The 24,732-nt window shown below is 65.7% G+C and carries 22 protein-coding genes; 7 read left to right on the forward strand and 15 right to left on the reverse strand.

What is annotated here, in order from left to right:
- Positions 1 to 99: 99 nt before the first annotated feature.
- The gene (locus tag G3545_RS19240; protein ID WP_170014872.1) at positions 100 to 1,521 is read right to left on the reverse strand and encodes an MmgE/PrpD family protein; all 1,422 of its coding nucleotides are present in this window, start codon (positions 1,519 to 1,521) and stop codon (positions 100 to 102) included.
- A 26-nt stretch (positions 1,522 to 1,547) separates the two neighbouring features.
- Entirely contained in the window at positions 1,548 to 2,633 is a 1,086-nt protein-coding gene (locus tag G3545_RS19245; protein WP_170014873.1) for a tartrate dehydrogenase, read from the reverse strand.
- Between the two features lie 311 nt (positions 2,634 to 2,944).
- On the opposite strand from G3545_RS19245, the gene G3545_RS19250 reads away from it, so the two are divergent.
- Together G3545_RS19250 and G3545_RS19255 are read left to right on the forward strand one after the other, a co-directional pair.
- Positions 2,945 to 3,631 (forward strand): FCD domain-containing protein, encoded by a 687-nt coding sequence (locus G3545_RS19250; RefSeq protein ID WP_170014874.1) that lies wholly within the window; start codon positions 2,945 to 2,947, stop codon positions 3,629 to 3,631.
- Between the two features lie 34 nt (positions 3,632 to 3,665).
- Entirely contained in the window at positions 3,666 to 4,709 is a 1,044-nt protein-coding gene (locus G3545_RS19255; protein WP_170014875.1) for a 4-hydroxythreonine-4-phosphate dehydrogenase PdxA, read from the forward strand.
- A gap of 216 nt (positions 4,710 to 4,925) precedes the next feature.
- Here the strand turns inward: G3545_RS19255 and G3545_RS19260 are convergent, their stop codons facing one another.
- The 5 genes from G3545_RS19260 to G3545_RS19280 all read right to left on the reverse strand — a co-directional run bounded on the left by G3545_RS19260 (position 4,926) and on the right by G3545_RS19280 (position 9,820).
- Positions 4,926 to 5,621 carry an FCD domain-containing protein gene (locus tag G3545_RS19260; protein WP_246702477.1) on the reverse strand — a complete coding sequence of 232 codons (696 nt, stop codon included), beginning with the start codon at positions 5,619 to 5,621 and terminating at the stop codon, positions 4,926 to 4,928.
- 48 nt (positions 5,622 to 5,669) lie between these two features.
- On the reverse strand, positions 5,670 to 6,779 hold the full coding sequence (locus G3545_RS19265; RefSeq protein ID WP_170014877.1) for a tartrate dehydrogenase: 1,110 nt from the start codon (positions 6,777 to 6,779) through the stop codon (positions 5,670 to 5,672).
- Positions 6,766 to 7,863, reverse strand: coding sequence for an isocitrate/isopropylmalate family dehydrogenase (locus tag G3545_RS19270; RefSeq protein ID WP_170014878.1), 1,098 nt, complete (start codon positions 7,861 to 7,863; stop codon positions 6,766 to 6,768). The genes G3545_RS19265 and G3545_RS19270 overlap by 14 nt, the downstream gene beginning before the upstream one ends.
- A gap of 69 nt (positions 7,864 to 7,932) precedes the next feature.
- Positions 7,933 to 8,727, reverse strand: a complete 795-nt coding sequence (locus G3545_RS19275) for an SDR family oxidoreductase (RefSeq protein WP_170014879.1) — start codon at positions 8,725 to 8,727, stop codon at positions 7,933 to 7,935.
- Positions 8,711 to 9,820 (reverse strand): AbrB family transcriptional regulator, encoded by a 1,110-nt coding sequence (locus tag G3545_RS19280; protein ID WP_246702478.1) that lies wholly within the window; start codon positions 9,818 to 9,820, stop codon positions 8,711 to 8,713. Before G3545_RS19280 ends, G3545_RS19275 begins: the two co-directional genes overlap by 17 nt.
- A gap of 452 nt (positions 9,821 to 10,272) precedes the next feature.
- Between G3545_RS19280 and G3545_RS19285 the strand changes: the two genes are divergently transcribed.
- The 3 genes from G3545_RS19285 to G3545_RS19295 all read left to right on the forward strand — a co-directional run bounded on the left by G3545_RS19285 (position 10,273) and on the right by G3545_RS19295 (position 13,409).
- A complete protein-coding gene (locus G3545_RS19285) occupies positions 10,273 to 11,268 on the forward strand; it encodes a tripartite tricarboxylate transporter substrate binding protein (RefSeq protein WP_170014880.1) in 996 nt (331 codons plus the stop codon).
- Positions 11,269 to 11,338: 70 nt separating this feature from the next.
- On the forward strand, positions 11,339 to 11,839 hold the full coding sequence (locus tag G3545_RS19290) for a tripartite tricarboxylate transporter TctB family protein (RefSeq protein WP_170014881.1): 501 nt from the start codon (positions 11,339 to 11,341) through the stop codon (positions 11,837 to 11,839).
- Positions 11,840 to 11,849: 10 nt separating this feature from the next.
- Complete coding sequence (locus G3545_RS19295) at positions 11,850 to 13,409, forward strand: tripartite tricarboxylate transporter permease (protein WP_170014882.1); 1,560 nt, start codon at positions 11,850 to 11,852, stop codon at positions 13,407 to 13,409.
- A 96-nt stretch (positions 13,410 to 13,505) separates the two neighbouring features.
- Here G3545_RS19295 and G3545_RS19300 read toward each other — a convergent pair whose 3' ends face one another.
- From G3545_RS19300 to G3545_RS19325, 6 genes are all read right to left on the reverse strand, one after another.
- On the reverse strand, positions 13,506 to 14,282 hold the full coding sequence (locus G3545_RS19300; protein WP_170014883.1) for an enoyl-CoA hydratase-related protein: 777 nt from the start codon (positions 14,280 to 14,282) through the stop codon (positions 13,506 to 13,508).
- Positions 14,283 to 14,425: 143 nt separating this feature from the next.
- The gene (locus G3545_RS19305) at positions 14,426 to 16,027 is read right to left on the reverse strand and encodes a rhodanese-like domain-containing protein (protein ID WP_170014884.1); all 1,602 of its coding nucleotides are present in this window, start codon (positions 16,025 to 16,027) and stop codon (positions 14,426 to 14,428) included.
- Positions 16,024 to 16,953, reverse strand: a complete 930-nt coding sequence (locus G3545_RS19310; protein ID WP_170014885.1) for an alpha/beta hydrolase — start codon at positions 16,951 to 16,953, stop codon at positions 16,024 to 16,026. The genes G3545_RS19305 and G3545_RS19310 overlap by 4 nt, the downstream gene beginning before the upstream one ends.
- 134 nt (positions 16,954 to 17,087) lie before the next feature.
- On the reverse strand, positions 17,088 to 17,996 hold the full coding sequence (locus G3545_RS19315) for a LysR family transcriptional regulator (RefSeq protein WP_170014886.1): 909 nt from the start codon (positions 17,994 to 17,996) through the stop codon (positions 17,088 to 17,090).
- A gap of 7 nt (positions 17,997 to 18,003) precedes the next feature.
- The gene (locus G3545_RS19320) at positions 18,004 to 19,032 is read right to left on the reverse strand and encodes a YeiH family protein (RefSeq protein ID WP_170014887.1); all 1,029 of its coding nucleotides are present in this window, start codon (positions 19,030 to 19,032) and stop codon (positions 18,004 to 18,006) included.
- Positions 19,033 to 19,164: 132 nt separating this feature from the next.
- A complete protein-coding gene (locus G3545_RS19325) occupies positions 19,165 to 19,812 on the reverse strand; it encodes a TetR/AcrR family transcriptional regulator (protein WP_170014888.1) in 648 nt (215 codons plus the stop codon).
- A gap of 117 nt (positions 19,813 to 19,929) precedes the next feature.
- On the opposite strand from G3545_RS19325, the gene G3545_RS19330 reads away from it, so the two are divergent.
- Together G3545_RS19330 and G3545_RS19335 are read left to right on the forward strand one after the other, a co-directional pair.
- Positions 19,930 to 21,153 (forward strand): HlyD family secretion protein, encoded by a 1,224-nt coding sequence (locus G3545_RS19330; RefSeq protein WP_170014889.1) that lies wholly within the window; start codon positions 19,930 to 19,932, stop codon positions 21,151 to 21,153.
- Between the two features lie 50 nt (positions 21,154 to 21,203).
- On the forward strand, positions 21,204 to 22,817 hold the full coding sequence (locus G3545_RS19335; protein ID WP_170014890.1) for an MDR family MFS transporter: 1,614 nt from the start codon (positions 21,204 to 21,206) through the stop codon (positions 22,815 to 22,817).
- A gap of 30 nt (positions 22,818 to 22,847) precedes the next feature.
- On the opposite strand, the gene G3545_RS19340 is transcribed toward G3545_RS19335, so the two are convergent.
- Together G3545_RS19340 and G3545_RS19345 are read right to left on the reverse strand one after the other, a co-directional pair.
- The gene (locus tag G3545_RS19340) at positions 22,848 to 23,564 is read right to left on the reverse strand and encodes a class I SAM-dependent methyltransferase (protein ID WP_170014891.1); all 717 of its coding nucleotides are present in this window, start codon (positions 23,562 to 23,564) and stop codon (positions 22,848 to 22,850) included.
- Positions 23,565 to 23,701: 137 nt separating this feature from the next.
- Positions 23,702 to 24,727 (reverse strand): fatty acid desaturase, encoded by a 1,026-nt coding sequence (locus G3545_RS19345; RefSeq protein ID WP_170014892.1) that lies wholly within the window; start codon positions 24,725 to 24,727, stop codon positions 23,702 to 23,704.
- Positions 24,728 to 24,732 lie beyond the last annotated feature (5 nt).

Here is a 24,732-nt window from a genome sequence, read left to right on the forward strand (position 1 = left end):
GTCTCATGGGCTTCGATATAGATCACGATATATCGTAAATCAAGATATATCTAAACCCGTCAGGGGCGGCGCGAGCCGAAGCCGCGCCGCCCCTGAAAATCACGCGCAGAGCTTCATCAGCTCCCTTATGTCGCCAAGGCGGTCGAGGTCGCGCACCATGGCGATGATGGCCTCGGCCTTTACGGTCGGCCATTTGGCGAATTCCGCGCAGCCGCGGAACTTGTCGGCGCATTCCTCGTAGCTCATCGGATTGGCCGGGCTGCCCTTGCCGAAATCGGCGCGGCCCGAGATCGTCCGGCCGTCCTTCAGATGGATGTCGAGGATGGTGGTCATCTTGTCGTAGCCGGCGGCCTCCGCCTCCGGATGGACGTGGAAATTGACCCGCTCGATCATCGCCTTGACGTCGTCCCGCTCCACCACCTCGTCGGTGAATTCGGGCAGGCCGCCGCGCCCGTCGAGCAGCAGGATCGCCATGCAGAATTCCATGGAGAACTTGGCCTGCAGCTCGTTCTTCGGGCGGTGATGAATGAGCGCGTTCGGCATGTTCTGGTTGGTGCCGACATCGAGCTTTTCGACATTGTCCGCCTTGATGCCGTGCTCGCGGATGAGACGCAGCAGCTCGGTCATGCCGGGATGGGTGAGCGAGCCCGACGGATGCGGCTTGATCGAGACGCCGGGGAAAGCGAAGGTCCACGGCGCGCCCAGCTTGCCGGCGATGGCGTCGGCATCGAAGCCGCCGCCCGCGGCCTGGAAGAAGCCGCGTGGCGCCTCCAGGATCTTGTCGGTGGTGGTCCAGCCGAGCTCGGCGAAGTCCGCCGCGACCACGCCACTCTCCGAGGAGCGGCCGGCATGGAACGGCTTCATCATGGTCCCGAAATTTTCGCGCAGGCCCGCCGACTGGCTGCCGGCGCAGCCGAGCGCGCGCACCGTCTGCTCGACATTCAGCCCCTTCAGCTTGGCCGCGGCCGCAGCGGCGGCATAGGTGCCGCAGGTCGCGGTGGCGTGGAAGCCGTGCTGGTAGTGGCGCGGATTGATCGCCTCGGCGATCTTGCACTCCAGTTCGACGCCCACATGGTAGGCGAGCATCGCTTCGGTGCCCGAGGCCCCGGTCGCTTCCGCCACCGCGAGCGCCGCCGGCAACGCCGGCGCGGTCGGGTGGGTCAGCAGGCCGTAGACGCGGTCCTTGGCGACAGCGAGCTGGGTATCGTCATAGTCGTCGGCATGGATGCCGACGCCATTGGCGAAGGCAGCAAAGCGCACCGGCACCTTGAGGCCCATGCCGATCACCGTCGCCGGGCCATCCTTGATGCCGAGCGTCGACAGATACGTCTTCACCAACTCGCCGCTCTTCGCCACCGAGCCGGACAATGCGAGGCCGATGCCGTCGAGGATCGACTTCTTGCCGGCCTCGATCACCTCGTCCGGTACGACTTTCGTGTTCACCACGAATTCGGCGGCCTGTTTCGTCAGCCCTTCGACGACGGGGCGGTCGACCGCCGGGTTGGTCAGATGGACGGTCATGGGCGGAACTCCCTCGGATGTTCTTGTCAGGATGCGGCGGCGAGCGGGCGGCGGACGGCTTTGACGGCGTGCACCAGCGCGTCACCGAGTTCGGTGGTCGAAGCCTTGCCGCCGAGATCGCGGGTGAGGCTGTCGCGGTTCGCCAGCACGTCCTCGATGGCGGCCTCGACAGCGAGCGCGGCGTCCTCCTCGCCGAGGTGGCGCAGCATCATCGCGCCCGACCACACCTGGCCGATCGGATTGGCGAGGCCCTTGCCGGCAATGTCCGGGGCCGAGCCATGCACCGGCTCGAACATCGACGGGTAGTCCTTCTCCGGATTGATGTTGGCGCCGGCGGCGATGCCGATCGAGCCGACCACGGCCGGGCCGAGATCGGACAGGATGTCGCCGAACAGGTTCGAGGCGACGACCACGTCGAACCAGTCCGGGTTGCGCACGAAATGCGCGGTCAGGATATCGATGTGGAACTGGTCGGTGGTGAAGCCGGGATATTCCTTCGAGATCGCGGCGAAGCGCTCGTCCCAATAGGGCATGGTGTGGCTGATGCCGTTCGACTTGGTGGCCGAGGTGACGTGCTTCTTGCGGCCCTTCGCCAGCTCGAAGGCGTAGCGCATCACCCGGTCGCAGCCGCGGCGGGTGAAGATCGACTGCTGCATCACGAGTTCGTCGGCGCCGCCTTCATAGAGCCGGCCGCCGATCGAGGAATACTCGCCCTCATTGTTTTCGCGCACGACATAGAAATCGATGTCGCCGGCCTCGCGACCCTTCAGCGGGCTTTCGACGCCCTTGAGCAGCTTGATCGGGCGCAGATTGACGTATTGGTGGAAGCCGCGGCGGATCGGGATCAACAGTCCCCACAGCGAGACATGGTCCGGCACGCCGGGAAAGCCGACCGCGCCGAGATAGATGGCGTCGAACGTGCGCAACTGGTCGAGGCCGTCGACCGGCATCATCGCGCCGGTCTTGGCGAAGCGCTCGCAACTCCAGTCGAAATGCACCCACTCGAACCGGAAGTCGCCACCGGCCGCTGCCTCCAGCACCTTCTGGCCCTCGGGCACTACTTCATTGCCAATGCCGTCGCCGGGGATCACCGCGATCCGGTAGTTGCGCATGGTCGTTTCTCCAGAAGATGAGGCCGGGAGGGCGCGCCGGTCGGCGGCGGGGGAACTGCCCGGGCAAAGTGTCCAAGCACGCTCGAACTGTCAACAATTATCATCTCGGTGAGTCGCGGCGATGACACGCCCGGGGGTCCACAAGAGTCCGCATATGGGCATAATCGTATGTTTTCAAAGAAGATTACTCGACAAGGCGAACGCGCGACGGCTTTTCACCGGCAGCGCGACTGCCTTCGTAACCGGCCAGATAATGTGGCTTTTGCGCCTATAGTGTTGACAGTCGCCTATTCCAAGGGCACAAACGACCCATGTCCAAACTCTCCGCCCGCTCCGCTGCCCGCACGCCCCGCACGGCGTCGTTCGTGCCGGTGGTTCAGCGCGAGGTCGAGCGGCTGATCGGCTGCGGGGAGTTGCACGGCGGTACCCGCATCAATGAGAGCGCGCTGGCGCTCAAGCTCGGCATGAGCCGCGGGCCGGTGCGCGAGGCCTGCCGCGCGCTGCAGCAGCTCGGCCTGTTACGCAGCGAGCTGAATCGCGGATTCTTCGTCCGCGAAATCAGCACCAAGGAAGCCATCGATATTTACGACGTGCGCGCCGGGCTGTTCGCCACCGCCGGCCGGCTCGCCGCGGCCATCATCAGTGCCCAGCAGCTTTTGGTACTCGACGAGCTTGTCTCGCGCATGGACGAGGCGATCGATGCCCTCGACATCGCCACCTTCTATCCGCTCAACAACGAGATGCACCGGCAGCTGATCGCCTGCTCCGACAATTCGAAGCTGATCGAGCTGTTTCCAACCCTTGAGGCCGAGCTGCATCTGTTCCGGCGGCGCGGCCTGGTGCTGCCCGGCTCGATGCGCGCCTCCAATGACGAGCACCGCTCCATCGTTGATGCGCTGCGCCATGGCGATGGCGGAACTGCCGGCCGGCTGATGGAGCGCCACATCCTCGCAGGCAAGGCGCGGTTCCTGCGCACGCTGAACGACCGATCAAACTGAACCGGTATCCCAACCCATCTCGAGGCGAGTTCCCATGGTGTCCGACAGCCTGACCTCCGCAAGCCTGCCTGTGATCGCGCTGACCCCCGGCGACTGCACCGGTATCGGGCCGGAACTCGTCGCCCGCAGCCTCGCCGAGGGGCGCATGCGCGAATTCGCCCGGCTGGTGGTGGTCGGCGATGCCCGCGTCATGGAAATGGGCGCAAGCCATGCCGGCGTCGCGCTCGACTTCCGCCGCTATGGAGCGCCTGCCGCGGTGGACTGGAGCGACCCGCGCATCCCGCTGGTTGATCTCGCCAATACCGATCCGGCGGAATTTCCCATCGGCGTCGCCAGCCCGGATTCCGGCCGGCTCACCGGCGACACGCTGGCGCGCTCCATCGAGTTCGCCAAGGCCGGGGAGATCGACGGCATCACCTTCGCGCCGCTCAGCAAGCAGGCCATGTTCAAGGGCGGGTGGCGTTTTCCGGACGAGCACAAGATGTTCGCGCATCTGCTGGGCCACACGAGAGCATTCAGCGAGATGAACGTGCTCGACGGCCAGTGGATGACCCGCGTCACCTCGCATGTCTCGTTGCGCACCGCGGTCGACCAGGTAACGTTCGATGCGATCTGCGGCGCGCTGACGCTCGCCAACGACACCATGCACCTCGCCGGGATCGAGCACCCGCGCATCGCCGTCGCCGCGCTCAATCCGCACAATGGCGAAGGCGGGCTGTTCGGCATGGAGGAGATCGAGATCATCCGCCCGGCGGTGGAGGCGATGCATGCGCGCGGCATCGACTGCCAGGGACCGTTCCCGTCCGACACCGTCTATCTGAAGGCGTTCCGCGGCGAATATGACAGCGTGCTGGCGATGTACCACGACCAGGGCCAGATCGCGACCAAGCTCAAGGGTTTCAACAAGGGCGTGACCATCACTGCCGGGCTCGACATCGTGTTCACGACGCCCGCGCACGGCACCGCCTATGACATTGTCGGCAAGGGCATCGCCGATGTCGGCGCCTTCGAATCCGCTATCCGCCTCGCCGCCCGCATGGCCTCCCGCAAGATCGAGGCGCGCGCGAAGGCGGCGTGAGATCTTGGCTTATGGAGCCACGTCACTTTCTGACTCAGAGATTCGGTTCGGCCGACGCGGGCCATCCCTCCCACCCTCATCCCCGGGCTTGACCCGGGGATCCAGACTTCGACCGGATGCATGCGGATGGGTTGGATCCCCGGATCAAGTCCGGGGATGAGGGCCGATTGGAATTTTCGATCAGGCTCTCGGATGGCGTGGCGCGGTAGGCAGGACCTAATCGATCCTCGTCGCGCCGTTCACCGCGGCCATGAGGCGGCGCTTGGCGAGGGCGACGTGGCGCCAATGGGTGATCTGCGCGCGATCGCCGTCGCCGGAGGCGAGCGCGTCCAGCATGGCACGGTGCTCGCGGTTGGAGACGGAGAGGCCGCCGCCCTGCACCAGAGCGCGGGCGCGGAACAAATGCAGCTTGTTGACGAACCGCTGATACTCGGCGGTGAGCGTGCGGTTGCCGGCCGACGTCACGATCAGATTATGGAAGGCGATGTTCAGCGGGTAATATTCGTCGAAATTGGCGCGCTCGGCGACGACATCCATCTCATCGACCAGCTTGGTGAGCTGGACCAGCAACTCGTCGGTCATGCGCTCGGCAAGCAGCCGGCCGGCCTGTCCGAACAGCGCGGCGCGCACATCGTAGATCTCGATGGCGTCCTCCACCGAGAGCCGCCGCACGAACACACCCCGGTTGCGAACGACCTCGACGAGGCCCTTCGCCTCCAGGCTGCGGGTGGCTTCGCGCAGCGGACCGCGGCTGGTGCCGAACCGGTTGGACAGATGGATCTCGTTGATCCGCTCGCCCGGCTCGAGTTCGCCGGTCAGGATGAGGCGCTCCATCTCCTTTTCGAGCACGCTGGTCAGCGACGCGCTCTTGACCACCGACAGGTCGCTCAGGAAGCTGGAATCGCTGCTCATGGCCAAACCGTTAATTGTTGACAGTAATGATCAGTCTCGCCTCTTAGTTCATTCGGCAACGGCGCGCGTAGCATTTGCTACTGCGTCATTTTGTCTTTGAATTATGCGGATCACTGCGTCGGTAACATCATGGGTCGTGGCTGTACCACCTAGGTCCGGCGTCAGCGTCGTTCCTTCGGCCGCCACGCGCTCGATGGCGTTCATCAGCGCCGCGGCCGCAGCCGACTCATCCAGATGTTCCAACATTAGCACGGCGCTCCAGAACGCGCCGATCGGATTGGCGATACCCTTGCCGATCAGGTCGAAGCCGGAACCGTGGATCGGTTCGAACATGGATGGCGTGCTGCGGTCCGGTGCGAGATTGGCGGTCGCACCGATGCCGAGGCTTCCGCTCAGCGCCGAGGCGAGGTCGGAGAGCACGTCGGCGTGCAGGTTGGTCGCCAGCACGGTGTCGATGGTGCCGGGGCGCAGCACCATGCGCATGGTCATGGCGTCGACCAGCATCCAGTCGACGGTGAGGTCGGGGAAGTCGGCGATGACCTCGCGGCAGACCTCGTCCCATAGCACCATGCCGTGACGCTGGGCGTTGGACTTGGTGACGATGGTGAGCAGCTTGCGCGGGCGCGAGAGCGCCAGTTCGCAGGCAAAGCGCGCCACCCGCTCGACGCCGGCGCGGGTAAAGACCGAGACGTCGAGGCCGACCTCGATCGGCAGGCTGCGATGCGCCCGCCCGCCGGCACCAGCATATTCGCCCTCGCTGTTCTCGCGCACGATCACCCAGTCGATGTCGCGCCCGAGCTCGGGCCGCAGCGGGCCGACAATGTTCGGCAGCAGCCGGGACGGCCGCACATTGGCGTACTGGTCGAGCCCCTGGCAGATGGCGAGCCGCAGCTCCCACAGCGTGATGTGGTCGGGGATCTTGGGATCGCCAACGGCGCCGAAATAGATGGCGTCGAAGCCGCGCAGCGTATCGACGCCGTCGTCCGGCATCATCTTGCCGACGCGCCGGTAGCGGTCCGAGCCCCAGTCGAACGTCTCGAAGTCAAAGCCCAGGCTACCGTCCGCCGCAGCGAGCGCGTCGAGCACGCGGCGTCCGGCATTGATGACGTCGGAGCCGATGCCGTCACCGGGAATGAGCGCGATTTTATGCCGGCGCATGGGCGACATCCTCCATGTTCTTCAGGATCGCCGCGATCATCTCCGCCTGGCTGGCGGTGCCGCGTATATCCGGGGTACGGGATGCGGGACCGGCGATCGCCGCATCGAGGCCAGCCTTCATCAGCGCGCTGGCGCGGGCGGCTGCGGCTATGCCGCGCCGGCGGCCGAGCCATTCGATCAGCATCCGGGTGGATTCGATCATGGCGTAGGGATTGGCGATGCCCTTGCCGGCGATATCCGGCGCGGAGCCGTGAGTGGCCTGCGCCATCGCGATCTCGCCGCGCCCGATGCACAGTCCCGGCGCCATGCCGAGCCCGCCGACCAGGCCCGCCGCCTCGTCGGTCAATATATCGCCGAACATGTTGGTGGTGACGACGGTGTCGAAGCGCTGCGGCTCGCGCACCAGCTTCATCGCGAAAGTATCCACGATCACCTCGTCGACGGTGACGTCGGGATAATCCTGCGCCGCCTTGTGGCACTCCTCGACGAACATGCCGCAGCCGAGCTTGAACACAGTGTCCTTGTGCACGACGGTGAGGCGCTTGCGGCGGGAGCGGGCGAGTTCCAGCGCTGCCTGCGCCACCTTGCGGCTGCCGGCGCGGGTAATGACGCGCACCGAGATCGTCATGTCCTCGGTCGGGCGGAATTCACCCGAGCCGGCGACGACGTTGCGGTCCGGCTGGAAGCCCTCATTGTTCTCGCGCACGATGACGAGGTCGATGTCGTCATAGAGGCAGCCAATGCCCGGATAGGATCGGGTCGGGCGCACATTGGCGAACAGGTCGAAGGTCTTGCGCAGGATCGGATGCGGATTGATGGCGGCCGGCACCTTCGGATAGGCCTGATGGCCGATCGGCCCGAGGATGAAGCCGTCGAGCGTGGCCAGCGTCTCCAGCGTGCCGGCCGGCATGGTGGTGCCGAGTTCATCATACGCCTTGCGTCCGATGGGCAGCGGGCGCCACTCGATCTTCAGGCCGCTCGCGAGCGCGGCGGCGTCCGTGATCCGGCATGCCGCGGGCACGATCTCGTGGCCGATATCGTCGCCTTCGAGGACGCCGATGGTGAGGGTAGCGGAACCGCTCATCAGTTGCTGCCCTTCTGCCGCTTGGGCAGGTTCGAGGCAAAGTCTGTATCGATCATCGGTAACTCCAGTTCAGAGAAGGCCGCGGGCAATGCCGCCGTCGACATTGATGGCCTGGCCGGTCACATAGCTGGCGAGCGGGCTGGCGAGCCAGGCCACCATCACCGCGATTTCCAAAGGGTCGGCGAAGCGACCGAGCGGGATTTCGGCCGAGAATTCCTCATAGATCGCCTCCACCTCGACACCGCGCTCGGCGGCCATCTTCGTGGCGCGGTTGATCCACAGCGGGGTCTTGGTGCGGCCGGGCGCGACGCAATTGACGCGGATGCCCTTCTCGCCGAGTTCGAGCGCCAGCGTCTTGACGAGGCCGAGCAGCCCGGCCTTGTGGACATTGCTCATCACCTGGTGGGCGTAGGGCATCTTGGCCGCCGCCGCGCCGAGCACGACGATGGCGGGATCGCGCCCGTCGGTCAGCAGCGGCACGGCCGCACGCACCGCGCGCACCGTCGACAGGATGTTGAAGCTGTAATTGCCGAGCCAGTCGGCGTCGGAGAGGGTGGCGAAGTCCGCGCGCACGCTGCCGCCGACCGCATTGACGAGGATGTCGAGCCCGCCCCAGCGGTCCCGGGTGTGCTGCGCCAATGCCTCGGCCGCGTGCTCGTCCTCCACCATGTCGGCGACGAAGATGTGCGGCGCGCGCCCGATGGAGGCGGACAGGCGGCGGGCCGCGGCTTCGAGATTGTCCCGGCTGCGCGAGGCGATGAGCACCTCGGCGCCCTCGCGCAGCAGCACGTCCGCGGTGGCCTCGCCGATGCCGTAGCTGCCGCCGACGATGACGGCGCGGCGGCCGTCAAACCCGAGGTTCATAGTGGCTCCTCAGCACGAAGCGGTAGAGGCGGAACACCAGCAGGATGGTCGAGGCGATCAGGCCGATGCGCACGATATGGAAGGCCGTGACCATTTCGGCGTCGGCATGCATCGCCCGCGCGGTCAGTACCATCTCGGTCACCGCGGCCGGCGCCAGCGACAGGAAGCTGGTGGTCAGGGGCAGGCCGGTGGCCCATGAGAGCGTTTCCGCTCCCGCCGCCGCGGCCAGGATGAGCATCAGCGACACCAGCAGGCCGGCAGCGGCGACACGGGGCAGGCGGGCGAACAGTTCGCGGCGGAATCGCAGGCCAAGCCAGACACCGATCATGATCTGCGCGACAACGAGGTAGTAGCCGGGCACGTCGACGACCAGCAGCCCCGAGGCGCCAAGCGCGGCGCTTGGCAGCAGCGAGCCGAGCAGCCAGGGATTCGGGATCGCGGTAGGACGCATCAACTGGGCGCACAGATAGGCGATGCCGAACGCCAGAAGCAGCATGAGCAGGCTGTGGTCGGCACTGAATTCGATTGTCTGCGCGGTGCCTTGTTCGCCGAAGGCGAACACCATGAACGGCACGATGCTGACCACCGAAGTGACGCGTAGCGCATGCACCACGGACACCGCATTGGTGTCGCCGCCGCGGGCAGCGGCAACCACCGCCATGTCGGCCATGCCTCCGGCGGCGGTGGCGAAGAAGGCCGTGGTCGGGTCAATGCGTGCCAGCGGGCGCATGATGAGCGCGCCGATGAAGGTGACGGCGATGATGTAGAGGGTCGCCACCAGCATGGCCGGCAGCAGGTGCAGCGCCGCGGCGAGGACGTGAGGCGTGAAACGCATGCCGACGGCGACCCCGACGATCACCTGCCCGATCTCCCGCATGTGCGGGCCGGCCTGCAGGCGCACGCCGCATGCCGTCGCTGCGCCGCAGGCGAAGAGCGGGCCGAGCATCCAGGGCAGGGGCATATGGGCGCGCATGGCGAGATAGCCGGCCAGCGCCGCGATCGCATACGTCACGACCAGGCGCAGCCACCAGGTCGGGCCATAGCTGCGCCACGCGGGGCGAGCCGTCCCGGGGTCAAGCTGGGTACTGGTCATGACGCGGGCGCCCGGTACCGCTTGTCGACCTTCCCGGCAGCTCCCGCCTGCGAGACGTCGAACAGGCATGGCGGCCGGCTTGAGATCGATCCTGCGCGCATGGCGTGCCACCCTCCCGTTCGCGCCTCGTCGCATGCGAGGCTTGTTTGGGCGATTGAGGCAGTATTCATGTAGACTGTCAACAGATACCCACACGGTATCATGATGCTATAGCGTAACTTCAATTGGGCACAAAGTGGCGTGAAACGGTCATAACCGGGCCCATCGACCGGGAAAAACGCTTGCCGCCGCCGACGCTTTTTGCGTTCGCGAAGGCGATCGCCGGGCATCCGCGTCAAATGTGTTGACAGTTGACGTTCGGCGCGAGAGGCTCGGCATGCCAAATCCACCAGGCCAGCGACGCTCGTCGTCTCCGCCGGCCAAATCGAGATGGAGCGGCAGGAGGAGACCAAATGACACATCTCACGCGACGCGACGCACTCAAATGGACGGCAGGCGGTCTGGCTGCGGCAGGAGGCATCATCGCCATGCCGTCCATCTTGCGGGCCGCAGCCTACCCGACGCGGCCCATCAACGTCATCGTGCCCTTCGCCACTGGCGGCTACAATGATCGCCTGTCACGGGCTTTCGCCCCCTATCTCGACAAGGAGCTCGGGCAGCCGACGGTCATCGTCAACAAGCCGGGCGCCGGAACCCAGCTCGGCAATTCCTACGCGCTGAACCAGCCCGCAGACGGCTACAGCATCCTGTGCACCTCGGCCGCGCCCTACATTCCGCTGACCGTGCTGCTGCAGAACGCGCCGTACAAGTTCGAAGACTTCGCGATGATCAACCTGCCGTCGCGCGACTACACGCTGGCAGCGACCTCGTCCGACAGCGCGCTGAAGAGCTACAAGGAAGTCGTCGACAAGCTGAAGGCCGATCCGAGCAGCATCAGCATCGGCGTGCAGCCGGCCTCGGCCGACTATGCCAATATGGTGCTGGCGATGCAGGCTGCCGGGATCGATATCACCAAGCTGCGCATCGTCACCTATGATGGCGGCGGTCCCGCCCGCAATGCGACCGCCGGCGCCCAGGTGGATGTCGGCTTCGTCGGTGCCGAAGGCTTCCTGCCGCTCAAGAGCAAGATCCGGCCGCTGGCGATGTTCGCGGCGGAAAAGGTCGAGTGGTATCCCGAAGCCCCGCTGATCGCCGAGAGCGGCCTCAAGACCGATTTCGTCGAAGGCTCCCAGCGCGGCTGGGCGGTGACCAGCAAGCTGAAGAACGAGCAGCCCGAGATCTACAAGTTCCTGGTTGCCGCGATCGAGCGCGCCAGCAAGAATCCCAAGGCGATCGAGGCCCTGAAGATGCAGGATCTTGCGACCACCTGGTACGGCCCGGAGGCTTCCGACAAGGCCTATCGCGACAACGCGGCCAAGATGGCCCGTTATGTCAATCTCCTGAAATAGGCGCGTCCCGGCGCGGGCCGGCTTCGTGCTTGCCCGCGCCTCTTCTACTCTTGATCTCGAGGAGGCGACGATGCGTATCGGTGGCCATTCCTATACCGTCGACTACGGCCATTTCGCCCTGCTTACCGTAATCGCCGGGGCGGTGATCTGGTATCTGCTGGATGCGCGCGGTGTTTCCACCAGCATCAACAATCTGCTTCTGGTGCAGCCGACGGCGATATTCGCGCTGGTCATGTATTTGCTGATCATTCCGCAATGCTTCCAGAGGGAGACCGCGGAACCGGTGGTGCAGAAGCCGGAAGAGTACGATCCGCTGGCGCCGAAGCTGCCGACCGAGCGCTCCGACGTCATCCGCATGGGATTGCTGGGCCTTTCGCTGGGCGTGATGGTGTTCACGTTCAACACCATCGGTTTCGATGTCGCGATCTTCCTGTTCGCCGCTGCCGCCATGGCGATCTGCGGAGAGCGCCGGCCGGTCCGCCTGGTGCTGTACCCGCTCGCCGTCACGGTGGTGGCGATCTACGGCTTCCGCGCCCTGATTCCCTTCCCCATGTTCACCGTCATCCTCTGAGGGCACGAAAATGCTTGATGTTTCTGCCTTCCAGGAAGCTCTCGGCATCATGTTCACTTCCGCCGGGTCCTGGGGATGGATCGTGCCCGGCCTTATCGTCGGCCTGGTCTTCAGCGCCATTCCCGGCATCTCGATCACCATGGCGATGGCGATCGTGCTGCCGATGTCGCTCTACATGGATTTCTTTTCCGCCATCGTCTTCCTGACGTCGGTCTATACCGGCGCCGGCTTCGGTGGATCCGTGCCGGCCATCCTGATGAATATTCCCGGCTCGCCATCCTCGTTTGCCACCACCTTCGACGGCTACGCCATGTCGAAGAAGGGCGAGCACAACGAGGCGCTCGGTTATGCGCTGTTCGCCTCCACCATCTGCGGCATCCTCGGCTATGTGCTCTTGCTGCTGGTGGTGGAGCCGATGGCCAACATCGTGCTACGCATCGGGCCGCTGGAAATGTTCGCGGTGGCGATCTGGGGCATGCTGCTGCTCGGCTCGCTGGGTTCCAAATACCTCACGCGCGGCTTGCTGGCCGCGGCCTTCGGCATCCTGCTCGGCACCGTCGGCATGAACACTGCCGGCTTTACGCGCGGCACCATGGGGCTGCCGGAACTGCTGGACGGCATCGCGCCGATCCCGGCGATGATCGGCCTCCTCGCGGCGGGCCAGCTGCTTACGCTTGCCGGCAAGGACTACATTCTCGATGCCGAGAGCGCGCGCGAGGTGAGCGTGCGCAAGATCCTCATCGGCTGCTGGGGCACGCTGAAATATCCCGGCGTGCTGATCCGCGGGTCGATCATCGGCATCATCATCGGCGCGGTGCCGGGAGTCGGCTCCTCGATCGGCAACCTCATCGCCTATGCCGAGACCAAGCGCACCGCCAAGGACAGCGCCACCTTCGGCAAGGGCAATCCGAAGGGCGTCATCGCCGCGGAATCCGCGGTGGCCAGCGCCGAGGGCGGCTCGATGGCGACGATGCTGGCGCTCGGCATCCCCGGCGGCGGTGCCACCGCGATCCTGATCGCGGCCTTCATGATGCACAACATCGTGCCGGGCCCGAACTTCATCGAAACCCAGAAGCCGATGGTCTATGCCATCATCCTCAACAACATCGTGCAGGCCATCGTGCTGCTGGCGGTCGGCATCGGCTTCATCTATGTCGCCAGCAATATCGTGCGGGTGCGCACGCGCTACATACTACCGGCGATCCTGGTGATCGCGACGCTCGGCACCTATGCCGTCACCGGCGAGACGGCGGGTCCAATCACGCTGTTCGTCTTCGCGCTGCTCGGCTTCGCTTTGGTGCGCTACGAATATCCGATCTCGGCGGTGGTGGTCGGCATCCTGCTCGGCCGCATGCTGGAGACCGAGTTCCTGCGCTCTTATCAGCTCAGTGGCGGCAATCCGCTCTACATCCTGAATCGGCCCGGGGCGATGGGGATCGTCGCGGTAATGCTGCTGTCGCTGCTGATGACCGCCTGGGGCAAGCGCAAGCAGGCCAGGGCGGAAGCCGCGGAGGAAGCGGCGATCGAGCGCCTGCACCAGGAAGAGATGGCACGCGGCCATAAGGTCTGAGCTTCGAAAAGCCGGCGCGCATGTCGCGTGGTACGACCAAAATGCCCGGGCTTGTCCCGGGCATTCACGTTGGTGCGTGGTGGATGCGACGGACGCTCAGCGCCAGCGGCTGAAGTCGGGTTTGCGTTTCTCCAGGAATGCGGCGGCGCCTTCGGCCTGCTCGCCGGTCTCGTAATAGTCCGGCTTCAACTGGCGGACGAAGTCGTTCATGTCGAGCGCCAGGATCGGTTCCATCTGCTGCCGGAACGACGCCTTTATCAGCCGCAGGCAGGTCGGGCTGAGCGCCAGCATGTCGTCGGCGAAGCGTCGCACCTCGGCATCGAGCTCGGCATACGGCACGACGGCATTGATCAGGCCCCAGTCGAGCATCTGACGCGCCGAATAGCGGCGACAGGTCAGCCACATCTCGCGTGCCCGCTTGTGACCGATGATGTTCGCTGCATGGCTGACGATGTGGCCGCTGGCGGGAGAGCCGACCCTCGGCCCGTTCTGGCCGAAGACGGCGTGCTCGGCGGCAACCGTGATGTCGCAGAAATACTGGAGATGATTCCCGCCGCCGATCGCGTAGCCGTTCACTCTGGCGATCACCGGCTTGGAGCAGTTGACGATCTGGCGCCCGAGCTCGTAGCGCACCCCATTGAGGCCGCCCGTCGCCTCCCAGTTCACGTCGCCGCCGGCGCAGAAGGCGCGCTCGCCCGCGCCGGTCAGAACCAGCACGCCGATCCGCCGGTCGGCCTCGGCGGTGTCGATGGCATGTTCGATTTCGTCCAGCGTGTCCTGGGTGAAGGCATTCAGCACCTGAGGCCGGTTGATGGTGACCCGCGCCACTCCGTCCTCGATGTCGTAGAGAATGTCCTTGTAGCGGCTGGTCATCGCGCTCGGCCTCCTGTGCCGGCGCCGCTGCGAAGCCGCCGGGTTGAGGGGCGACGACGGCGCCTCACCCACTATATCCGACAGTGGCGGGGCACCGGGCGGCGATTTCGGCGTTCACGAGGCTCTCATCCCATCCGGGACGATCAAGCGTTGGCCAGATCGACCGCGCCGAACGCTGCGCGCTCATCTGCGTCGAGCTGGGCGATGAGACCCATCTCCCAGGCGAGATATTGCAGCGACGCCTCGCGATTGCCGTCGTGCCGGTCATGGACGAACCATACCCGGTCGCTCGCCTGTTCCCGCGTCAGGGTGCGCGGCTCACTTTCGATGACCCATCCGGCCTCGGCGCAGGCATCAAGGCTCGCTGCCAGCCAGTGCACCGCGATCCCGTCCTGCGCCAGATCGATCGTTGCCGCCGCGACGGCATCGGCCTCCTCGGCATGCAGCACCACTGCGCGCGTGCCGGCGGGCAGCGTTGCGGGCAAGTCCGCGCGGCTGATCCAATGCGCGCCTTCAAGCCGGCGTGCCTCCCAGGCCTGCGACGGGCGCAGATCCAAAAGAGCGGCTCCCGCCTCCACGTGGCGCAGCGCCTCCCCGGCTGTCATCGCCGGCGGCGCTTCAGGATGGCGAAGCGTGGTTGTGCGGTTCTGCGGCAGCGCGGCCTGCGGCTCGTCGTCGAGGACAAGGATATGCGGCTCGAAGCCGAGCGCGCGCAGGAACAGCGCCGTTAGTGCGGCGCGCAGGCCGGTGTCGTCGACGAGGATCAGCCGCGCGTGCCGCACGCCGACATACTGGTCGGTGGCCTGCACCAATTGCCCCGCCAATACCGGCACGGCGGCGCGACAGGGGCGCTCGGAGCGCTCGTGCGCGCTGCGCAGGTCGAACAGGTAGCTGGTCTGCTTGCGGTCATCGAGCATCGCGGCGGCGTCGGTCGCCGAGATCCGCGCCAGCTCGTTGCGGGCGATCAGGGTCTCGGCACGGGCGCGGCTGGCTTGCCGCGCTTGCGGATCGAGCAGGGGAAGCTCATCAGGCAGCTTGTTGGGATCCGCACCGCGATCGAGCGGGAAGCCGGCGAGCGCCCAGCCCTGCGTGCCGTTTTCCAGTGCCAGCACCGGGTTGCGTATGCCTGCGGCCCGCAGGCCGAGCGCACCGATAATGCCGCGGGTGCGGCCGGCGCAGGTGATGACGACCGGCACCGCCTCGTCCGGCACCACGGCGGCGAAGCGATGGGCGAGCTCGCCATTGGGCAGGCACCGTGCGCCCTCGATCCGCATCTTGGCGAACTCGGCCGGCGGGCGGGCGTCGAAGAACAGGTGCTCGCGCCCTTCCCGCTGCCATTGGCGCAGCGTCGCGGCATCGATGGTCCGCGGATGGTGCGTGTGCTCGAGCATTTCGCCGAGCGTCTTGCTCGGCACGTTCACGCCGGCGAACACGCCGTATCCCGCCGCCGCCCAGGCCGGCATGCCGCCCTCGATGAGGCTCACATCGGTGTAGCCGCATGCCGCGAGCCGCTCCGCCGCACGCGCGGCGACACCATCGCCGTCGTCGATGAGCAGCACCGCCGCATCGGCACGCGGGACGAGGGCAATTGTCAACACTTCGAGCCGGCTATACGGGCACGGCACGGCGAAGAGCGGGTGCCCTTCGCCGAAAGCGGCGGGTTCGCGAACGTCGAGGAAGGCGATCTCCCGGCCGGCGTGCAGACGCTGCTTCGCGGCTGCCGCAGTGAGGCTGCGTGCACTCATGTGACGGGTTCGCCGCGGAAGAAGCGATAGAAGGCGGCATAGATGAGATCCGGCCGGTGCTCGGCCGGATAATGGCCGGTCGGAACGGAGAAGCCGACGAGGTCATCGGCCCATTCCGCCCATGCCTCGACCGGCTTGAAATGCCGCCCGCAATGGCTGTTGTCGCCCCAGATGACGAGGGTCGGACAGGCGATCTTGCGCTTGCCATATTCGGCGGTGTCCATGTCGAGATCGACGGTCACCGTGGCGCGGTAATCCTCGCACACCGCGTGGATCTGCTCGGGCGTCGCGCAGCGAATATACTCAGCCATCGCCTCAGGCGTGAATATCTCCAGGCCAACGCCCTTCTTGTTCAGCTTATAACGCATGTAATAATCAAGATCGGCGCAGATGAGCTTTTCCGGGAATGGCGCCTTCTGCGCCATGAAGAACCAGTGATAGCTTTCTCGCGCCCAACCGAGCGTGATGTTGTTCAGGACATGGTGGGTCGGGACTATGTCCAGCGCGGCAAGCCCGGTGACGCGCTCAGGCCGGTCGAGCGCCATGCGGAAGCCGACGCGGGCTCCGCGATCATGGCCGGCGACGCCGAACTGGTGGTGCCCCAGCGCGTCCATCACATCGAACGCATCCTCGCCGAGGGCGCGGAACGAATAGCCGGAATGGTCCTCGCCGCCATCGGGCTTCGAGCTGTCGCCATAGCCGCGCATGTCGATGGCGACGACCGAGAAGTCACGGGCCAGCGAGGGCGCAATCTTGTGCCAGCTCACCAGCGAGAGCGGGTTGCCGTGGATCAGCAGCAGAGGCGGTCCCTCGCCGGCGGTTGCGACATTGATCTCGGCACCGCGGGTCTGGATGCGTTGCCAGGTGAAGCCTTCCATCAGGCTGCGGGATTCAACGAGTTCCGGAATTGCGCCGTCGACGAGCATCGATTTCCTCCTTAAGCAGGCTTGGCCATATTTATCGTATATTTCTGCCAACTGTCGACAATTCATTTGACGAAACGTGCGATGGCTTCTTCCGGCCTTTCGACGAATTTCATGGGGTGGCGAGCAAACGCGCTCTACGGTACCAGGTCCGGCGAGCGTGTCGTCGCGCTCGTCACGAGATCGAGGAACGCCTGCGCCGCCTTGGTGGCGTAGCGCTCCTTGTGACGCAGAGCGAGAAATCGGCGCGGCGGGATCGGGAAGTCGATGGCCGCCATGGTGCCGGCCCGGATCGACCCCTCGACGACGCGCCGGGAGATCACCGTCGCGCCGCTGCCGGCCTCGACAGCGGCGCGCACGGCCTCGTTCGAAGGATATTCCAGCGCGACATTGAGTTCGCCGGTCGGTAAGCCGATGGCCTGCAGGTGGGCTTCGAAGAAGGAACGTGTGCCCGATCCCGGCTCGCGCAGCACCCAGGGGCCCATTTTGAGCTGCTCGGCGCCACGCGGCGCCTGCCACGCCCACGGGTGGATCACCGGCGCGACGAGCACCATGTCGTCTTCCGCCACCGGCATGGCGGCAAGCGCTGGGTCGTCGACCGCGCCCTCGACGAAGCCGAGATCGGCGCCACCGTCGTGGATGCGCCCGGCGACGAAGTCGCTGTTGCCGATGGCGAGGCTCACCGCGATCCCGGGATAGAGAACGCGGTAGCGCTCGATCAGGCCGGGAAGCCAATAATTTGCCACGGTCTGGCTGCCGGCCAGGCTCAATGAGCCGTGCTCCAGTCCGGCGAGGTCGGTAAGGACCTTCTCGGCTGCGGCCGCCTGGGCCAGCACCGCCCTCGCCTCGGCGAGGAACAGCCGGCCGGCTTCGGTCAGGACGATGCGGCGGCCCACCCGATCGAACAAGCGGGCAGCGTAGCGGGCTTCGAGCGTGGCAATGGCCGCGCTCGTGGCCGATTGGGTGAGGTTCAGTTCGCGCGCGCCCTGTGTCAGGTGCTCGCGTTCGGCAACGGCGACGAAGATGCGCAGCTGTTCCAGCGTCATGCTCAACTCATGCGGTCATCTTCACCAGCAGCAGGCTGAAGGTGCCGATGAAGATGAACGCCGCCAGGCCAAGCAGGAAGGGCTTGCGTCCCTTTGCACATAATTTGGCGATGTCGGTCTCGAGACCCATGGCTGCCAGCGCCATCGACAGCAGGAACGTCGTGGCGATCACCAGCGCGGCCTTGGCGTCCGGCGGAATGGGAACCGCGCTGTTGACGGCGACCAATGCGAGAAAGCCCAGCACGAACCATGGGATTGGCGGCTTCGCCTGTCCCGCTCCCTGCGGGGCGCGCCGGCTGGCCAGCAGGCCGAGCGCGAGCACCACCGGCGCCAGCATCATGACCCGCGACAGCTTGGCGATAGTGCCGAACTCGCCGGCCGACTGGCCGTCCTGATAGGCTGCCGCCACCACCTGCGCGATCTCGTGGATCGAGGCGCCGGCCCAGAGACCGTAGGCATGCGGCGTCAGGTGCAACAGGCCCGGGAGCAGCGGGTACAGGAACATCGCGACGGAGCCGAATACGGTGACGCAGGCAACCGCATAGGCGACGTCTTCATCGTGAGCCCGCGTTACCGTGTTGGCCGCAATCACGGCGGACGCGCCGCAGATCGAGGTGCCCGCGGCGATCAGCTCGGCGAGCTTGGGCTCGACGCCGATCACTCGGCCGAGCCAGATGGTGAAGCAGAAGGTGGCGAGGAGGGTGAGCGCGATGATGGCAATGCCGGTGGCGCCGACCTCGATCACCTGTGCCGCGGTGAGCTGAAGTCCAAGCAGCGCGATCGCGAAGCGCAGGATGCGGCGAAGCGAGAATTTGACCCCTGCCGTCGCTTGAGCCGGCATGCCGACAATGTTGCGGACGGCGACGCCGATCGTGATGGCGAGGATCATCGGGCTGAGCACGCCGACCATCGGTATCTGCCGGAGGCCGAATGCGGCCGCCGCGATTGTCGCCGCGAGCACCAGACCCGGCCAGATGCCATTCCGCGATGCCTTTGCTGCACTATCGCTGTGGGCGAACTCGGACTGCGCGACCATGTCCACACCTCCTGGATGACAATCTTTCATCGCAGCAAGTGATCAATCGATCCAACGCATTATATCGCACGAATCGTTCGACTAAATCGAATGATTAGTGCGCGCCGATGTGCCGGGTTGCCCGTAGCCCTGTCAGCTTCGGCAGCCGTCGAGGAAGAGTTGCGCGCAGATCTTCGCGCGGCTTGCAATCTCGGCCGCATCCGGAGCCTCGCGCTGGCGCAGCATGGCGACGCGCTGCGGCTCCATGATCATCATGCCGCGCAAGATGCCGGAGGCGAGGTGGATGTCGGCGATCTGCAGCTTGCCCTGGTCGATCTGCCGCTGGAGCCAGCCTTCGAGCATTCCGTTCACCGGCACGATGGCGGACAAATAGAAGGTCCGCGCGATCTCCGGGAAACGATCGCACTCCCCGATCACCAGCCGGTTCAGGGCGATGACCTCGTCGCTGAGGGTCAGCGTGCCGAAGGCGAACAAGAGCCGCTCGAGGCCGGCCGCAAGGTCCTGCCCGCCGACGACGTCGTTATCTATGGCCAGCATGAAACGGCAGATCCGATCCTTCACCACATTCTCGAACAGCTCGGCCTTGGTCGGCACCAGGCGGTACAGCGTCTTGGTGGACACGCCCGCGCGCTGCGCGACCGTGCCCATATTGGTCGTTGCGTAGCCATTGGCCTGGAACTCCGCTGCCGCCGCCTCAACGATCAGGTGGCGGGTGTCGTCGTCGCAGCGGGCCTGCGGCCGTCCGCGCGCGCGCTTCTCAGCTTGTTGAATTTCGACCATAGCGATTTTCCAAATTCCCGTTGACACTCATTTTATAGTGCCTATTTTGGAAATCAGCAAGTTTCCAATATCTGAGCGCCGCGTGGCGACGCATTCCGGAAACGCGGGAGCGGTGAGATGTCGAAGCATTCTGGTAGTTTCTCGGCCGAACGGACGGTGCCGGCATCCGAAGCGCTTCCTCAGCCCGTCGAGGTCACGCCGGCCCAGCCTGCCGAAGCCGGGGCGCCGCCCGCTCCGCCTCCGGCCCGCAGACGTGTGGGGCGCACCCTGCTGCTGATCGGCGCCGGCCTCGCGGCCCTTGCGGCTGCCGGCTACTACGGCCACGACTACTGGACCGTCGGGCGTTTCAACATCTCGACCGACGATGCCTATGTGAAGGCCGACAGCACCACCATCGCCCCCAAGGTCTCGGGCTATATCGCCACCGTCCTGGTCGCCGACAATGAGCCGGTGAAGACCGGGCAGGTCCTCGCCCGGATCGACGACCGCGACTTCGCGGTGGCGCTCCAGCAGGCCAAGGCCGATGTCGATGCCGCGCGGGCGATGGTCGCGGGCAAGCAGGCGCAGCTCGATGCGCAGCAATCCATCATCGACAACGCACGGGCCACCATCAGCGTCGATCAGGCCAACGCGGCCTTCGCCGCGCAGGACGACAAGCGTTATTCGACGCTTGCCGCCTCCGGCTATGGCAGCCAGCAGAACGCCCAGCAGGCCGCCTCCCGAATCGCCGCCGCTCGCGCCACTATCGATCGCGACAATGCGGCGCTCACCAACGCGCTGAAGCAGGTCGACCTGCTGAAGGCCGAGGTCGCCCAGGCACAGGCGACATTGGCAGGTGACGAGGCGGTGCAGCGCCAGGCCGAGCTGAACCTCTCTTATACCTCCATCGTCTCGCCGGTGGACGGCGTGGTCGGCAACCGAACCTTGCGGGTCGGGCAGTATGTGCAGGCCGGCACCCAGCTGATGTCGGTCGTGCCGATCGCCGGCACCTACATCGTGGCGAACTACAAGGAAACCCAGCTCACTGACGTGCGTCCCGGCCAAAAGGTCGAGGTCGAGGTCGACATGTTCCCCGGCACGACCGTCACGGGCCATGTCGACAGCATCGCCCCGGCCAGCGGACAGGAGTTCGCTCTGCTGCCGCCCGACAATGCTACCGGCAACTTCACCAAGGTGGTGCAGCGCATCCCGGTCAAGATCGTGCTGGATGCCGACAACCCGCTCGCAGGCGAGCTTCGCCCCGGCATGTCGGTCAACCCGACCATCGACACCAAGGCGGACGTCTCGACAGCGGACGTTTCGACGCCGTTGGCGCAGCACGCTGAGACAACCACGCACTAGGACAGCCGCATATCGGGCACGCGCACGGCGCGATGCCGGGAGGCAGGGACATGTCGAGCATCACAGCAACAGCCGGCGCCATGCCAGCGGGCGCAGGGCCGAGCGCGGCGGGCGTCACCGAGAAGGCCAGCCTCACCACCTGGATCGCCATCCTCGCCGGCATGATCGGCGCCTTCATGGCGATCCTCAACATCCAGATCACCAATGCCTCGCTGCTCGACATCGAGGGCGGCATCGGCACCGGCGTCGACAACGGCGCGTGGATCTCGACCTCCTACCTCATCGGCGAGATCGTGGTGATTCCGCTCACCTCCTATTTCAGCCGGGTGTTCTCGTTCCGCGCCTACATGATCGGCAGCACCTTCTTCTTCGCCATCTTCTCGATGGCGTGCGCCTTCGCCAGCAATCTCGGCGAGATGATCGCGATGCGCGGCCTGCAGGGCTTTGCCGGCGGCGTGCTGATCCCGATGGCGTTCACCATGGTCGCCACCCGCCTGCCGAAGGCGCAGCAGCCGACCGGCCTCGCCATGTTCGCCCTTGCCGTGACGTTCGCGCCGGCCATCGGCCCGACCATTGGCGGCTATCTCACCGAGAATTACGGCTGGCAGACCATTTTCTTCATCAACACCGCGCCGAGCGCGGTGATGATCGTCGCGCTCTATCTCACCCTGGAGCGCGCCCCAATGAAGTTCAGCCTGCTGAAGGAAGGTGACTGGTTCGGCATCCTCACCATGGCGGTCGGGCTCTCGGCGCTGCAGACCCTGCTGGAGGAAGGCAACAAGGACGACTGGTTCCAGTCGCCCTTCATCGTGAAGCTGGCCGTGGTGGCGGTCGTGTTTCTCACGGCCTTCATCTGGATCGAACTCAAGATTGAAAAGCCGCTCGTCGATCTGCGCCTGCTGCGCAACCGCAATTTCGGCATCGGCACGCTCGCCAATGTGCTGGTGGGATTCGCGCTGTTCGGTTCGGTCTATATCCTGCCGCAGTATCTCGGGCAGGTGCAGGGCTACAATGCCGAGCAGATCGGCGCCGTGCTGGCCTGGACCGGGCTGCCCCAGCTGCTGCTGATCCCACTGGTGCCGCTGATGATGCGGTACTTCGACGTCCGCTATATCGGCTTCGTCGGCATCGGCCTGTTCGCGGTGAGCTGCTTCATGAACACGCAAATGTCGCTCGATTATTCCGGCGATCAGTTCTTCCTGCCGAACATCGTGCGCGCGGTAGGCCAGGCCATGGTGATCACGCCGCTGACCGCCATTGCCACGCTCGGAATCGCGCCGAAGGACGCGGCCAATGCCTCCGGCCTGTTCAACATGCTGCGCAATCTCGGCGGCGCGGTCGGCACCGCTGCGCTCGGCACCATCATCACCAAGCGCGAGCAGTTCCACTCCAACATCATCGGCCAGGCGGTGACGACCTCGCGGGAGGAAGTCCGCCAGCGCATCGCCCAGATGACCGACTACTTCATGGCGCACGGCATGTCCGACCACGCCGCCGCCCAGCAGCAGGCCGTGATTGCGCTGGGCAAGACCGTGAAGCGCCAGGCGCTCGTGATGGGCTTCAGCGACACCTTCGCGGTGATCGGCGTGATGCTCGCCATCGCCGCCGTGCTGCTGCTGTTCGCGAAAAAGGGCAAGCCGGGCGGCAGCGCCGCGGCACACTGAGAGCGTGTCCGGAGCCCTTGCCGTCCGGCATTATCCGCCGGGAGCGTCCGGGCGGCGGGGATCGCCGGCGACGAACAAGGCGGCGCAGCCGATGATATCGATCCGCACCGTCCGGAACCGCTGATCGAGCGCAGCCTGGAGTGCGGATGCGCTGTCGGCGGCGTTCGAGAACACGCCCTTGCGATTATAGGCGCCCATCAGCGCCCGCGCGGCCGCCGAGCGTTCGACCCCGATCGATAGCAGCGTCGCCCCGAACACGGCGCCTCCGGGTGCCAATAGCGGCGTGAGATTATCGAACGCCACGGCCTTCTCGGCGATGTCGCCCGGCAGGCAATGCAGAAGGTAAGTCAGCGCGATGGATCGGAATGGCGGTGCCGGGATGGCGAGCGGCTTGAGGACGTCGGCCTGATGGAGCTCCGGCCGGTATCGCGCGATCCGGCGCGAGGCCGCGGCAAGCGGGTTCGGATTCAAATCCAGCAAGCCGACGCGGGGCGCGGCAGCCGGGAACCGGCAGCGATCCAGATACCAGCCGGTGCCGACGCCGACATCGAGGTGATCGTCGGTCACGTGCTGATTGTAGAGCTGCAGGATGCGGTCCGTCGGGCAGCGCCAGACCAGCGGATTGGACACAGTGAGGACGACGAAGTCGTAGAGCGCCAGCGTGATCGGCGAGTAGATCGCCTGTCCGGCATGGGAACGGTCCTGGCGGGCGTCGCCGCCATCCGGCTCCTGCGAAACATCAGGCATGGGGATCCCTGCATTGGTCGCGACAATGGCCGGCCTCGGCTGCCCGGCCGGCCTTTCGAAGGCGCCTCCATATGGGGGACGAAGCGAAACGCGACCAGTGCCGCCGACAACACGGCAGCGCCCCGTCGAACGCCGAGCTATGCCGAGGCCAGTTCCCGGAACGAGATCAGGCGCCGCCGCTCCTCGTCCCAGAGCGTCAGCCGCACGCATTTGAAGCTTTCCCACAGCGTGAGGCGGCCGATGTCGCGGAGCTCCGGGTGGTCGCGCAGAACTTCCGGCAGGCGGTAATAGGGGATGCGGCTGCACAGATGGTGCACATGGTGCATGCCGATATTGGCGGTGAACCACCGCAGCAGCGCCGGCAAATCGTAGTGCGAGCTGCCGTGCAGCGCCGCCTCGTGGAAGCTCCAGTTCTCGTCTCCCGCCCAGTGCGCGCCCTCGAACTGATGCTGGACGTAGAACAGCCAGACTCCCGCCGCGGCGCCAAGGAACACGATCGGCAGGTGCACCAGCACGAACGACCAGAAGCCCACCGCATAGATGAGCGCCACGGCGATGAGGGCGATGGCGAGATTGGTCGCCATGGTGCTGACCCAGGGCGTCCAGCCTTTGCGGAAAGCGCCGAGCGGCAGGCGGCTTTGCAGCATGAAGATATAGATCGGACCAATGCCGAACATTACCAATGGATTGCGATACAGCCGATAGCGCAGCTTCCCCCATCGCGAGAGGGCGCGATATTCGCGGACCGTCAGCGTATCGATGTCGCCGATGCCGCGATGGTCGAGATTGCCCTGGCTGGCATGGTGGATCGCATGGCTGCGCTTCCAGTGGTCATACGGCGTCAGGGTCAGGACCCCGAGGACCCGGCCGGTCCAGTCATTGCTGCTCTTGTTGGAGAAGAACGAGCCATGGCCGCAATCGTGCTGGATCATGAACAGGCGGACCAGGAGACCGGCGGTCGGCAGCATTAGCAGGCCATAGAGCCAGACCTGGTCGAGCTTCAGCGCCAGCAGCATCGCGCCCCAGGCCAAGGCGAACGGCAGGGCGGTGATCGCGATTTCCAGGGCGCTGCGGCGCGCGTCGGAACGCCGATAGTGGTTCAGCTTCCGCATCCAGCTCACGGCATCCTGCTGTAACGTCACGGGCTGGATGGAAGTCGACATCAACG

It is taken from the genome of Starkeya sp. ORNL1 (assembly GCF_012971745.1).
Classification (GTDB): Bacteria; Pseudomonadota; Alphaproteobacteria; order Rhizobiales; family Xanthobacteraceae; genus Ancylobacter.